At 59.1% G+C, this 13,913-nt stretch carries 9 protein-coding genes; all 9 read right to left on the bottom strand.

Translation table 11 applies throughout. The annotated features are described in order from the left end of the window. Window positions 1-76: 76 nt before the first annotated feature. The gene (locus JX325_RS06735; RefSeq protein WP_204790387.1) at window positions 77-583 is read right to left on the bottom strand and encodes a hypothetical protein; all 507 of its coding nucleotides are present in this window, start codon (window positions 581-583) and stop codon (window positions 77-79) included. A gap of 4 nt (window positions 584-587) precedes the next feature. Next, entirely contained in the window at window positions 588-1,916 is a 1,329-nt protein-coding gene (locus JX325_RS06730) for a DNA cytosine methyltransferase (RefSeq protein ID WP_374220592.1), read from the bottom strand. A gap of 267 nt (window positions 1,917-2,183) precedes the next feature. Next, window positions 2,184-2,435 (bottom strand): DNA cytosine methyltransferase, encoded by a 252-nt coding sequence (locus JX325_RS17995; RefSeq protein WP_243413962.1) that lies wholly within the window; start codon window positions 2,433-2,435, stop codon window positions 2,184-2,186. Between the two features lie 13 nt (window positions 2,436-2,448). Beyond that, window positions 2,449-3,354, bottom strand: a complete 906-nt coding sequence (locus tag JX325_RS06725) for a conjugal transfer protein TrbL family protein (protein WP_204790388.1) — start codon at window positions 3,352-3,354, stop codon at window positions 2,449-2,451. 126 nt (window positions 3,355-3,480) lie between these two features. Beyond that, a complete protein-coding gene (locus JX325_RS06720; protein WP_204790386.1) occupies window positions 3,481-3,816 on the bottom strand; it encodes a DUF3852 domain-containing protein in 336 nt (111 codons plus the stop codon). A 565-nt stretch (window positions 3,817-4,381) separates the two neighbouring features. Next, on the bottom strand, window positions 4,382-12,088 hold the full coding sequence (locus tag JX325_RS06715) for a SpaA isopeptide-forming pilin-related protein (protein WP_204790385.1): 7,707 nt from the start codon (window positions 12,086-12,088) through the stop codon (window positions 4,382-4,384). A gap of 167 nt (window positions 12,089-12,255) precedes the next feature. Further along, window positions 12,256-13,224: a CAP domain-containing protein gene (locus JX325_RS06710; RefSeq protein WP_204790384.1), complete on the bottom strand. Its 969-nt coding sequence runs from the start codon at window positions 13,222-13,224 to the stop codon at window positions 12,256-12,258. Window positions 13,225-13,257: 33 nt separating this feature from the next. Beyond that, on the bottom strand, window positions 13,258-13,497 hold the full coding sequence (locus JX325_RS06705; protein WP_204790383.1) for a hypothetical protein: 240 nt from the start codon (window positions 13,495-13,497) through the stop codon (window positions 13,258-13,260). A gap of 105 nt (window positions 13,498-13,602) precedes the next feature. Continuing rightward, on the bottom strand, window positions 13,603-13,913 hold a 311-nt coding region (locus JX325_RS06700; protein WP_204790382.1), incomplete at its 5' end, for a sortase domain-bontaining protein.

The raw sequence follows: 13,913 nt of genomic DNA, 5'->3' as shown, positions 1-13,913 counted from the left end.
CCTACAGGCTGTGGGTGTGGTCAACGACCATGAGACGGACTGCTGGCGGCATCCCTTCAGGCAAGGGGAATAACGCTTACATACAGGGCTGGGCCATCCCGGAATCGGGAGCGGAACGTTCTTTCAGCGCAGGGTTGACGCCAACGATACGGTCAAGGGCAGCGCACAGTTCTTCCGTGTTATAATCGCCCTGCTGGTCAAAATTTACGACCCTTTCAACCTTGCGAAGCAGATCATCGTTTTGCGCGATCTCTTCCGCCGAAAGCGCCCAGGGCCAAACAGCGGGGTCGCCGTCCTCAGACTGGAGGAATTCGATGATCGCCTCCCGCTCCTCGTCCAATTCCGGTATATAAGGGAATGTTGTTGTAAGCCATTTTGGCCCCCGGCTTTCCAGTTCGGCCATGTAGTCCTTTTCGCCGTCAGGCGCAAATGTCCGCGTGAACTCCCGCGCCCATTCAAGAAGCATCCAGAAGAGCTCCCGCTCATCGGGCACAGTGATGGCCTTATCAATTTCCAGACACTCAGCGTATCTGGAGAGATAGAACACCGTTTCGCAGATTTCCTCCTCGGTATAGTCGCGCATAGGGTTATCCTCCTTCCTGTGATTCTCCAAAGGCCATGGCAATCCCCCGCATGATGAACTCTACACACGGTATGGCCACGCTGTTTCCCAACGCCCGGTACCTGGCGGAATCCGAGGCTCCCGGTATGTCCGTCCAGCCGTCCGGGAAGCCCTGGAGCCGTTCGCACTCTGTCGGCATGAGCCTCCTTATGAGCTTTGGAAGCGCCGCGGCGTATGTTTGAGGCAGCGCCTCTGACGCGGCTCGCTTCGCCGCCTGATAAATGAGATCCGTGGCGTCCTTATCCTGCTGGGCGCTTTCGGTGGAGGCGATGTCGCCCTCCCGGAAACGGTCAGACCGCTGCCGGGTAAAGACGGCGTGCCGGTGCTCGGAGGTCAAGGTAAACGACAACTCTTCCTGAACGCCAAGTCCGTGACCGCCGTTCTCTGGGGCGCAGTCCACGGTGTTGCCCAGGATACAGAAGGTTTCCGGCATCTGGGAGACCAAAGGGAGATTGTTCCCTCCTGAACCGTTGCGGTTGGTCAATGTGGGGGATATCTTATGCGGCCCTGTGTACCTTGCGTCAATGCCATGGTTTTCGTATACTCCAAGCACCAGCGGCTGGTGTCCATGCTCCTGGGCCCGGAGGGTGCCCGCCACATCTTTAGAGCATTCCATGACGCTGCCGCCCTGGTCGTTGAGACAGAGGACGGAAGGCATCATGTTCCCGCTGGCGCTCCCCTTCAACGTGGGAGCGATCTCTTCCTGATAGCCGATGGTTCCGGCGGCGGCTCCCGCTCCGGCGCAAAACGCGGCGGTCAGCACGCAAGGGTATCCCTGTCCAGGCTGACCGCCTCCACCGCTGAGGGAGGCGTGGCGCTCCGGCATCAGGAAGCAGTTTCCGCTTCCTTTGCTGACCACGCCCGCGGCAAACAAAAGTCCTCCGGGATTCCGGCCCCCGCCTCCGTCCGCGCTGGCCAGCGTCGGCGCCTTTCCCTCCGGCGTGAAGATTCTCGCCTGCTGGGTATCCCAGGGGGTGAGGCAGTCTTCCTCAGAGCGTTTCCGCCGGGCGCCGCCGCTGGCCGGCGGGCATACGGAGAATTCCTCCGGGGAGATCATGCCCGCCTGGGCCTTCAGGGCCAGCTCCAGCTGATACGGCAGGTCCTTCTTCCGCTCCAGCGCCCGGCGCAGAATACCCAGGCAGGCTTTTTGGGTCAAATAATATTTGGATGGGACGCTCTCCTGCAAAATCGCAGATAAGGAAGATTCGACGGCGTCTTTGGGGCACTCCGAGGTATTGAGCGTCCCACCGCACCCAAGCCACTGTGGATCGATTTCCCAGTATGGCCCCAGCATATTTCCAGCGCCCGCGCGGAGGTTTAATAACATGAAGCTCTGGTTCCTCAATCTGGAGGAACGCCTCGAGGACCTGCCGGAAGTCCGAGCCCGGCGTTTTCCGCCCCGTTTTCGGGTCCCGCCCGCTGGAGAGGCTTCCGGGCACGTTCTCCCATACGGCAAATCGGGGGCGAACATGGACACCTGTCCATCCATGACGTTTGTCTTCATCTCTCATCTCCTTGATGATCCGAATTTGTTCCATAAAAAGGCCGGAACGGGAGCCGGTCAAACCGGCGCGCGCTCCGGCCACCGACAGTCCTGGCATGGACTCCCGCCGCAGATGATATCCACCGGAGGGAGCTTTGCCCCGTCCAGCTTCGTGATATCCCCCACATGAACCATGTTGGGGAAGCGGCGCTTCGTCACCTCGATGGGGAAGGCTTCGATCTCGCTGGCCCAAAGGGGCTCGATCCCCGCCCGGACCGCCGCGAGGGGAAAGCCGCCGATGCCATCGAAGAGGCTTCCCATGGTCAGCATATAGTTTCCTCCTTTATTTCGGCGCCACCGCTTGGGCGACGTTTCGTGTGATGTTGATTGCCGACTGCGCCGTATAGACTGCGCTCATGATGTTGGCGTGAGTTGTGGTGTCCAGTCCGAAGGTCCCGGCGATGCGGGGTACCTCTCCTGCGGAGAGCATCAGCCCCAGGCCCAGCAGGGCGTGGTCCTTGAAGACCATGAGCCCCGCCACCAGGATGGTGGACTGCAGAAAGGCCGTCAAGCACAGGCCGATCACCTGCTTGACCCACTGGACAAAGCCGTCGATGTAGCCCCTGGGGACGCTGAACATATAGAGGCTCCCCACGGCGATCTGGATGAGCAGAATGCCGCCCCGCTTCAGGTTGCTGAAAAACACCTTGATTACGGCGTAGGCCATGAGGATGATGCAGAACAGCAGCATAAAGGGGCTGGTCAGCACGCTCAGGCCAAAATCCAGAGTTTGGTTGGACATATCCACCAGGCTGTCCACGCTCTGGAGGTCGGTGATGATCGCCTCTCCCACGGTACCGATGCTGTTTCCGTATCCGGTGAGCCCTGTGGCGAAGGTTCCCTGCGAGGAGACCGACAGGGCGTAGAGCCGGACGGGCACGGTGGTGAACAGGCTGACAGCCATAAAGCCCTTGAGGGCGTTGATGGCTGTCTGCTGGAGGTTCCCCCGGCCGGAGGAGTATTCGATACCGAACTCGAAGGCTGAAACAACCAAACTAACGGCGAACAGCGCCCAGGCCAGCTGGGAGAAAAACAGGACGATGGCCTGGACCCATTCCAGGTCAAAGAGTTCCACGCCCATGTTCCCCATCTCCGCGAAGAAGTTGCCGAGGAAGCCGACCACCTGCCCGTAGAACCAGTCGATCAGGTTGTCCATAACTGTGGACGCTACAAAGTCCCATATAAAAATGTGTCTCACCCCCTATTGTTGATTTTGGGAAAAGAAAACAGGCACGCCGCTAAGCTGCAACGTGCCTGCGCGCCGGAGATTTTCAGATAGACCCCATAGGAGGGCTTGCGGCTAAACCAAGCCGCGTCACAGCCCGATAATGCCCCAGATATAGGAGGGAGCGGTGAGGCAGAAGATGAGGCAGACCAGAAGGATGGCGGGCGGAGCCCACTCGAACTGCCCCCGCTGGCGGTAATCAAAGTAGGCGGTGCCCACCTTGACGAAAAAGGCGATGGCCAGAATCATGTCCAGAGCGGGGAAGACCACAGTGTCGACGACGGTCTTGACCTGCCCGGAAGCCGCGGTCCAAGTCTGCTGGATAGCCCCGGAGACGTCGCCTCCGGCGGCGAGGGCGGTGGTGCAGCAGACGGCGCACACCATCGCGGCGATTATCAGAAATCGGATCAGTTTCTTGGGTTTCATATAGAAAATCCTCCTATAAATTCATATTCATTTGCGGGCCCTGCTCCGGCGCGTCACTACCCAGCACGTCCCGCAGCTTGGGGAAGAGATTGCCCTCGCTTTCCAGCAGACCATCCCGCATCAGGTCGCCCATCTTTTTAAGATCGGTTCCCTGGCGAAGCTCCTCGGCGGCTCTCTCCAGCTCATACGGGTACAGNCAGAGGCACTCCGTCCCAAGCTCCAGCACCTTTGCGGCGGTTTCCTCCCCAAACTTCGCCTTGACCTGGTAAAATCCAGCCAGCAGAGTGTCGTACCAGCGGGACTGGGCAATACCCAGGTCGGATTCCTCCTGAAAATCAACGAACTGCCCGCTCTCCGTGATTTCCGCGGCGAACTCAATCCACGGCTGCACCGCTCCCTCTTTCGCGCTGGGGAGCATAGTGGTCATAGTTTTGCGGAACAGCTCCTGATCAAGTGTGTTTCCCTCCGCGATTTGCTGAAAACAGAGTTTTTCTTCCGTTGTCATATGGTCACCTCCTCGATGCGGAGGAAGGGCCATCCATGAAGGACGGCCCTTCCAGTGGGCTTAGTATCCGGTGCGGGGCAGGGGCTTGGAGGGTTTCGTGGGCTTATAGACCGTGGTAACCCAGCGATCCGTGGCCATGATCCACTGTTCGTTGTGAACGCCGCCCACATCCGCCTGGTTGACGAACTGAGCGCCGCCCTTGAGCCAGGAGACCACATTGCAGTGGATCTGGGGGGCCTCCACCTGCCGGAAGTTAGAGGGCACGACGCCAAAGACGAACATGACTTCCGTGACATACTCGCCGGAGGCCAGGCCCAGGGCCGCGGGGGACGCCGGAACAACGGAGTTTTTCATGGTGCTTACATTGTCGTCAATGACCCGGTAGGTTTCTCCGCTGAGGTTGGTCTTGTAGACGATTTTGTAGTTGCCCTGGACGTTGTAGGTTCCGGTGACGATCTTGTCCAGCCGCAGGGCGGCGGGGAGAGTGTCTCTCCAGTAGAAGGAGGAGAGGGCGGTGGTGGAATTGTTGGCGATGCCGGAGAAGTCATAGCGGATGGCCTGTCCCGGCATGACCTGGGCATAGCCCCGCTTGTTGATGGAGACATTGGTGTACAGGGCTTTGTTGGTCATGGCCAGGCGGACGATCTGACCGGAGAACTCGATCTCCGCCTCCATGGGCGTCTTGTCCAGGCCGTAGAACTCGGCGCTCTGGGATTCTACGACCTTATAGCGGCCCAGGGGCAGGGGGCGGGAGCTGGCGAGGCCGTTTTTGTCCGAACGGATGGTGTCCACCAAATTGTTGGCCTTGTCGTAGATCTCGAAAACGGTGCCGGGGATGGGTGTTCCGGCGGGCCAGCCGTTCATGGAATTGTAGTCCTCGGAGGTCTTGGTAATCTGAATCTGTCCTGTGATAGCGGTGTTCTCCCATTCCACAAGGGTTACCTCGCCGGGCTTCACATAGACGGTCTTCATCTGGGTATCCACCAGATAGCCCTCATTCTCCAGCTCCTTCAGGTAGTACCGCCCGGCCTCAGTGATATCCTCAATATACACATAGCCCTGGTCGTCGGAGGTGTACTGCCCGATGGGAGTATTGGCGCTGTCATAGAGGAGGAAGGTGACCCCGTAGATTCCCTTCTTGGTGGCGCTGTCGATTTTGTGGATCTGGATACCGGAGAGAGCTTTGTTGGTTACCGTAAGCGTAGTGGTTTTGCCGTCCTGGATTGTGAAATACCGCGGGGTTTCATCAACCTTGAAGCCCTTGGCGGCTTCGATTTCCACAGCATAGTAATCCCCGGCGTCCAGGTCAACGTGTACCCGGCCTGTGGAATCCGTTGTGACAGTGGTCACAAGTCCGCCGTCCATCTTCCGAATTTCAAATTTCACATTGGGGATGCGCTTCGTGCGGTCGCTCTCGCTGACCTTGATGAGCTCCAGGCCGCCAGCGGGAACATTCTCGAAGGTGATGGTCTGGGTGTCGCTGGGATTCACCTGGACTGTCTGGCTCTTGGCGCTGGGGTCGATGAGGTAGCCGGGGAGGGTTTCAATTTCCTCCACGATCACCGTGCCCACGATACCCGGAATCTTGATTTGACCCAGGGTGTCCGTGGTGTAGAGTCCGTTGGAGGAAATCTTGCCGCCGTCCAGGTCCACATTGGAGCCGTCGGCGTAGGTAATCTTGAATTTGACGCCCGCCAGCGGTTTCTTTGTGGAGGCGTCGACCTTGTTGATGATCAACCCTCCGGCCTTCTTATTCCAGAAAGTCAGGCTCTGGGCCTCGCCCTCCTTGATGAGGATGCTCTGAGGCTGGCCGTCCAGGATATAGCCGTCCACCGTCTTGGTTTCTTTGACGGTGATAGTCGTGCCGGGGGTGAGGCCGGGGATAGAAACGCGCCCGTCCTTATCCGTGGTGAAATAGCCGTTGGTCGGGCCCACCACAGCGCCGGAGCTGTCCGCCACCAGGAACTCCACTCCGGCGAGAGGCTCATTGTCGCTGCCTTCGATGTATTTCTGGATCGTCAGGGTGTTGGAGGGGATGTTGTAGAAGGTCAGCGTCTGGGTCTCCTGCGGATTCACCGTGATGGTCTGGCTCTCCCGGCCCGGCTCAATGGTATAACCGGGCAGAGGCCGGGTCTCCTTGACTACTACGGTTCCGATGATCCCGGAGATATGGATTTCTCCGTGGTCATTTGTGGTATAAAGCCCCTTGCTGGAGAGGTGCCCGTTGTCGTCATCCACAAAGCCGCCTTCGGCGTACTGCATCTCAAATTCAACGCCCGCCAGCGGCTTCCCACTGATCTTATCCAGTTTTCGGATGACAAGGGAGCCTGCCTTTTTATTCCAGAAGGTGAGGTTTTGGGCCTTGCCCGCCTCGATCTTAATGCTCTGGGGGCGGCCGTCCAGCACATAGCCGTCCACCGTTTTGATTTCCTGCGCGGTGATGGTCGTTCCAGGTACCAGGTCCTCCAGCACGATTTCTCCGGCATTATTGGTATAATAGACGCCTCCGTCGGGATTCAGGGGCTTGCCGGAACCGTCCACCACCTTGAAGGCTACGCCGGCCAGGGGTTCATTAGCGGTGCCCTCAATGTACTTGTGGATGGTCAACGTCATTTTGGGATCATTCTCGAAGGTCAAATCATTTCCGCCGGAGTTACCTCCACTGGAGCCGCTGCCGGAGCTGCTTCCGCCGGAGGAACTGCCTCCGCTGGTCCAGCTGTTCCCGGAGCCATTTTTCACGATAATGGTCTTGGGCGTCGTGTTCAGGACATAACCGTCCGGGACGCGGGATTCGGAAACCACCACCGTGGAATTGGGAATGAGGCCCGTCACCACGACAGTCCCGTCCTTCCCGGTGACATAGCGGCCCAGCACATTGCCGTCGCCGTCTTTGACGGTGAACTCGGTATTGGGCACAGGCTTACCCGTGACGGAATCCAGCTTCGTCAGGGTCAGGCTGCACATGGGGTCGTTGTAGAAGCGGAGGGTCTGGGTGTCCTGGGGGTTGACCACCACGGTCTGGCTCTTGTCATTGGAACCCATGACGTAGCCATCCGGGCATTTTTCCTCCGTAACCACCAGGGTCCCGACGACATTGGTGATCTTGATTTGCCCATTGGAATCCGTGAAGTAGATACCGTTGGAGGACAGCTTGCCGCCCTCGGTGTCCACTACGCGCCCGTCGGCGTAGAGTACCTTGAATCGTGCGCCCATTAAGGGAGCCTTGGTGACGGAATCCAGTTTCTCGATCAGTAAGGTTCCGGCGCGCTTGTTCCAGAAGGTGAGGCGCTGGACCTCTCCGCCTTTGATCAGAATGTCCTGGGGCGTCCCGTCCAGCACGAAGCCGTCCACGGTTTTGATCTCGCGGGCCTTCACCGTGGTTCCCGGCTCAATGCCGCTGAGGACGATTTCGCCCGCCTTGTCTGTATAATAGGTTCCATCGTCAGGACCAACCGCCGCTCCAGCGCCGTCTGTAACCTTGAAGGCAACGCCGGAAAGCGGTTCGTTCTCCGTGCCCTCAATGAACTTCTGGATAATGAGCGTGGTTCCGGGCTGATTATCAAAAATCAGGCCGTTGGCCACGCCGGGCCGTACCACAATGTTCTTCGGCGTTTCGTCCAGGATGTAGCCCTGGGGGGCCTTCTTCTCAGAGACCACGACGGTGGAATTGGGCTTCAGTCCGGAGACGGTCACGGTTCCATCGGTCCCGGTGGTGTAGAGCCCATTGTTGGGGCCGACCACATGCCCGTCGCTGTACTGAACCTGGAACTGAGCGTTGGCCAGGGGCTTCCTGGTCACAGCGTCCCGTTTGAGGATGGTCAGGGTGCAGAGGGGATCGTCGTAGAAGCGAAGGGTCTGGGTGTCCGCGGCATTGACCACCACCGTCTGGGGCGTGGGGTCCTTCTGGTAGAAGTCCGGGGCCTTGTCCTCCGTTACCACCAACGTGCCGGGCAGGACCTTGGAAATCACGATCTGGCCGTTCTGATCGGTGGTGTAGAGGCCGTTGGAGGAAGTCAGGCCCTCGTTGTCCGGCAGCAGCTCGCCGTTGGAGTAGACGATCTTGAACCGCGCACCCGCCAGAGGTTCCTTCGTGATCTTGTCATATTTTTCGACAATGAGCCCGCCCTTGGGGGTATTGGTCACAATGACCGTCTGGGTATCTCCGTTGGGTCCGATCATTACATTTTTGCTGGGCTCATCCATGACGTACCCAGCCGGGGCTTTGACCTCGGTCAGCACATACGCGCCGGGAGCAAGATTGGAAATCCGAATCTCGCCGTTAGAATCCGTGGTAAAAATGCCGTTCTGCGTGAGCGTAGCGGAGCCGATGACGCCGTCCAGGCCAACCTCGCATCCGGCGGCGGTCGTCACACGGAACTGAGCGCCGGGGAGAGGCTGGCCGCTAACGCTGTCCCGCTTCTGGATGATCAGTTTTCCCTTGGGCTGGTTCTTGAAGGTCAGGCTAACCGTCCGGCCCTCCTTGATCTGAACCGTCTGCGATTGCGTGTCAATGATGAATCCGTCCGGGGCTCTGGTCTCCGTCACGATCACGCTCTTGCCGGGCTTCAGACCCTCAATGCGGATTTCGCCGTGGGCGTCGGTCCGATAGATGCCGTTGGAGTCACCGATCAGGGTCCCATCCGCATAGGTGATTTTAAACTCGGCGTCCTGGAGAGTGATGCTGGGGTTGACAGAGCAAACCTTCCTGATAAGGAGCAGACCGTCCGGGGCGTTGTCGAACCTCACGGTAACAACATTCTGCACGCCATCGTCCGAAATGTAGACCGTTTCGGAGGAATTGATGATAGAATAGCCATCCGCCGGGTCCACTTCCTCAACGATATAAGTGCCGGCTTTCAGTCCGGTCCAGATGCAGGTACCATTCTTTCCGGTCACCTTCTGCCCGATGACCGTGCCGCCGGTACCGGAGGTTCCGCCCAAGAAGCGGAGCTGGAAGGTGCAGCCGGGAAGGGCTTCGCCAGTAACAGAGTCGTATTTCTCGACCACGATCCCGTTGAGGGGTTCATTCTGGAAAGTGACGGTTTTACTCTCGTTTCCGTGAATGATAACCTTCTGCGTGGTAGGTTCCTTCATCTGGAAGCCGGGAGCGGGAGCCACTTCCGTGATGGTGTACTCGCCGGGATAGAGGCGTTTGCCCTGCTCGTGGAGCTTGATCTCACCGTTGGCGTCCGTAAACAGGTAGCCGTAATCCGCAGAGGCGGGAGCGTCGGCGGCTTCGCCGTTGGAGGTGTAGGTGACATGGAATTTCGCCCCCTCAATCGGCGCACCAGCGACAGAATCCTCCTTGAAAATCGTGATCTGGGGCTCCTTACGGTTGCGGAACACCAACTCCTTCACATCGCCGGGGTTCAGGCTGATGGTCTGCACCTGGTCGGCGTCCTTGTCCGGCAGGAACCAAGGCAACGGAACGGAAATCTCCGTGACCCGATACGTTCCGGGGACAACGTATTTCGTCACTTTACCGTCGGGCCCGGTGGTCCAGTCGTCCTGATAGTCGCCGTTGATGGCCTCCACCCTCAGCACAGTGCCGGGGATGGGCTCCTTCGTGTCGGCATCAATTTTCGAGAGGGTCAATTCGGGCTTTTTGAGATTCTGGAAAATGACCTCTTTTTCATCGCCGCCGTTGAGAGAGATGGTCTGCGTGGGTTCATCGCTGATGTAGTAGGGCTCCGGGACGGACTGCTCCGTGATCTTATAGCTGCCGGGGGCCACTCGCAGTTCCACGGAGCCGTTGGCCTCGGTAGTTACCTCGTGACGGTAATCCCCGTCGATGGCCTCCAGCAGGAAGACCGTGCCGGGGATTTTCTGGTTGGTTCCCTTCTCGATCTTCGAGATTTTCAAAAGGGGCTGTTTGAGGTTATCAAAAATCATCTCCTTGTCGTCGCCGCCCTCCAGCCAGATCGTTTGGGTGGGCTCATCGCCGACGACATAGGGGTCGGGCACAGATTTCTCCGTCACCTCATAGCTGTCGGAGGGGATGCTGGTCAGCGTGGCCTTACCATCCGGGCCAGTGGTCACGTCATTGTGGTAGCCCAGGTGAATGCCCTTGACCTCGAAGTGCGTGTCAGGGATGACCTCGCCGGTCTGCGCGTCCCGTTTCAGGATGGTCAAATTGGGCAGCTTCTTGTCCGCCGCAGTGACAGTGATGGTCCCTCCGCCGTTGATGGCAGCCTGATCCATATGAGCAAGAACCGGCTCGGTGAGCTTGGCATAGGGGGAGGGGGCCGAGACCTCAACGAAAGCATAAAGTCCCTCGGTGATGTCTGTTACCGTGATGGAACCGTCTTCCTTAGTAGCCTCGGTGCCGATGATCTGGCCGTCCTTCAGGATATTGAACACAGCGCCGGGGAGGGGATTATTGGAATCATCCAATTTCTTCAGCTGGAGTTTTACCTTGGCGTCGTTCTCAAAAACGAGAGCCACGTCGGCTTTGCCATCCCACACGAAGGTCTGCTTGACCTTGCTCTGGTCAGGGCTCTTGGTGTAGCCCTCTGGGGGAGTCATCTCCTCGGCGACGTAGCTGCCGGTGGGCATGGAATCCCAGGGGACATCCGCCAGATAGCCGTCCTCAACCGTGGTATAGGTCCCCACAAAATTGTTATCCACTCCGGTGATCTTGATGACCGCCCCGGCGAGGCCCTTGGTGGGATTGTCTGCGTCCACCTTACGGATACTGCCGCTGGCGGGGGGCTGCTCAGGGATGTCCGGCGTCTCGGGGGTGCCGGGCTTGCGAGTATCGGTGAAAGTGACCGTTACCGTGTTGCTGCCGCTGCTGGGCAGGGTGACATACTGCGGCCCAGCATTGTCGATCTCGTACCCCGAGGGGGCTTCGGTTTCAGTGACCGCGTAGGTGTTCGCGGGCAGATTGGTGAGCTCATAGGTGCCGTCAGGCCCAGTCACAACGTCTTTGGAGAAGGACCCATCCTGGCTCTCAATATGGAATTTCGCTCCGGCAAGCCCCTTGGTGGGGTCGGCGGAATCTACCTTCTTGACAATCAGGGAGTATTCATCCTTGGGCGGATTCTCAATAGAATGGTCCCCGAGGATGATCTTCTGCACTCCGGAGGCGGGGTGGGTGGAGCTGCCGGAGCCGGTGAAGCTGTACTCATACGCTTGACACTTGCCCCAGACGCCGCGCTTGCCCAGGTCCAGCACATACTGGGAGATATCCCGGAAGGTATTGGTGCTGTCCGCCCGTTTTTCGTCGATGCTGGTGTAGTGTGTATGCTCAATGGAGTTGTACACCGCCATCAGTTCCTCGGCGCAGGCCACAACAGGGTCGCTGAGGAGGCCCTGCTTATAGCGCCAGATGACCGCCTGTACCCAGGCGTTCATGCGCCAGCAGTAGGCTTCGCTCCAGACGTTGTTTTCGCCCATGGCGATGGCTTCATCCGAGAAGTTATTGTTGGCGTGGGAGTAGAAATAGGCCATCAATGTGATGACCGTGGGGTCCGTGATGGACGTCTTGTTGCCCCAGGTCTGTCCTCTCAGGCTGTCGCCCATGCCGCCGCCCTTGGTGCCGCAGAAGCCGACAGTCGTTGCCGAGCCGTCCTGGAAATACATCTGATGGAGCTGGGCCCGGCCCAGGGCGGCGGATTCGTAGCTGACGCCGGTGTAGCCGAAGTCCTTCAGCTTGATCGTGTCTCCGGCGGCGAACGCCGTCGTGGGAATCAGGCCAAAGACGCAGACGAGCGTCAGCAGCATCGCCGTAAGTCTCGTCCACAGGGGATGAGTCATCTTTTTCATAAAGAGGATTCCTTTCATTTTTAAATAGAAAAAGCCTCCAGCTATGCCGGAGGCTTGACGCGGTCCTGGATGGACCAGATACCGGCGGACGTTTTAAGCGCCCGCCCAAAGGAAAAACCCCTCANCGGATGCTGAGGGGCCTTCTAGGAAATGGGAGGATGGAGCTGTCAGGAGTAGGCGCTCACCCAGTTGGGGGAGCCCACCACCATGTAGCAGTAGACCCGGAAGCCGGAGTTTGTAACCCCCGCGCCGATGCAGGTTGCGTTGTCCTTGAGCATCGTTTGCAGGTGTCCGGGGGAGTTGATCCAGGCGTCGACGGCGACCCGCGCGGCGTTGTCGAAGTCATCCAGGCCCATGGTCACCAGATTATACATGGCTCCGTGGGGCCAGCCGTATTTCGGGAGGATTTCGCAGTCATAGGGCCGGTGTTCCGGGATGCACTGCGCGGACACGTCCTGAGCGGCGTCCATCAGCGCGTCGTTGATGGGCAGGGCTTCGAGACCGTGATCCCGGCGCACCTCATTGACGAGCCGGATGATCTCCCGCCGAATCTCCAGGTTGGCGTTCAAATCGATCTCCGCGGGAGCGGAGGCATCCGCCTTCACCGTGAAGGTCAGAGACCCGCATTCTCCGGCAGCGCTGGTAACGGTGATCGTGGCGGAGCCGGGGGCTTTGGGTACGACGACCCAGTACCCGGCGACCTGCTCCAGCGAGGCGACTGCCGGATCGCTNGAGACTGCGGCGCAGTCCGCTCCGGCGGGGCTGATGAGGAGGGAGCTTCGCTCTCCCACGGTCAGCTCCGTGCCCTTCATGCTGCTGACCTGGAGAGTTTCCGCCTTGAGCACCGGCGGCTTTGGAGCGGGTTTTGCCGGGGCCTCGCCGGTATAGGGCGCGCCGCTGTCCACCTGGACGCCNTTTTGGTAGTAGANATTGAAGCCAACTTCCTGTCCAATGTCCCGCAGCTTCACATAGTTATTTCCCGCGATGTTGTAGGCCGTCATCCGCACCTGCTGCCCATCCACATAGATGGGNGACCAAGCCGGTTCTGCGGTGATTCCCGCAGCNACAGCNCCTCCGGTGAGCGCCGCGCCCAGGACCATGCCAATGAACAGCGTGCCGATATCCTTCTTTTTCATCTCTGTGTTCCTCCTTCGCGTATTCCGGGAGGCTCAGGCCATGGCGAGTCTCGGCGCGGCGTCCTGCTCCAGAGCGGGAACAATCGCCAGAACGTGCCAGGCTCCGCCGGAGAAGCTGGAGTGACAGACCGTCCAGTCCAGAATCTCCATGTCCTCGGGCTGGTCCCTCGCTAGGGCCAGGGACCGCTTTGACGTCACATGGTCGCAGCCCACGGAGGAGATCACGTCCACCGCCTGGGCGGGATGCTGGCGGATGAAGTCCAGGACCGTCATGCCGGGCCCTCCCGGTTCTTAGCCACATCATACCCGAAAGCATGGTGGAAAGCTATTGAAACAAAGGGAGAGCCGGGAGAAATAGAAGTGGAAAACCGAAGCATATTAGACAACCTCTATGGCCCGGACGCAGTAGCGGAGGTCCCGCTGGTCCCGGACGCAGGTGTACAGGGTGAGGCAGCTCTCGCCGGATTCCTCCAGACCGCTCCGGTCCGTCTCGCTGACCTTGGAGACGGTGGTCACTTCATAGGTCTTCGTCCCCAGCTTGGTGGTGAGGGTGATCTTGTCTCCGGCGTCCAGGGTATGGATTTTCCCGAAGTAATCGTTCGCCCCGCGATTGTGGGAAGCGAGGCAGACGTTGCCTCCCCAGATGGAGGTGTCCTCAAAGTGCCCCACGCCTTTAGCCAGGGTAGCAC

It is taken from the genome of Oscillibacter sp. CU971, assembly GCF_905219725.1.
GTDB lineage: Bacteria > Bacillota > Clostridia > Oscillospirales > Oscillospiraceae > Oscillibacter.
This window is presented reverse-complemented; position numbering and strand designations above follow the sequence as displayed.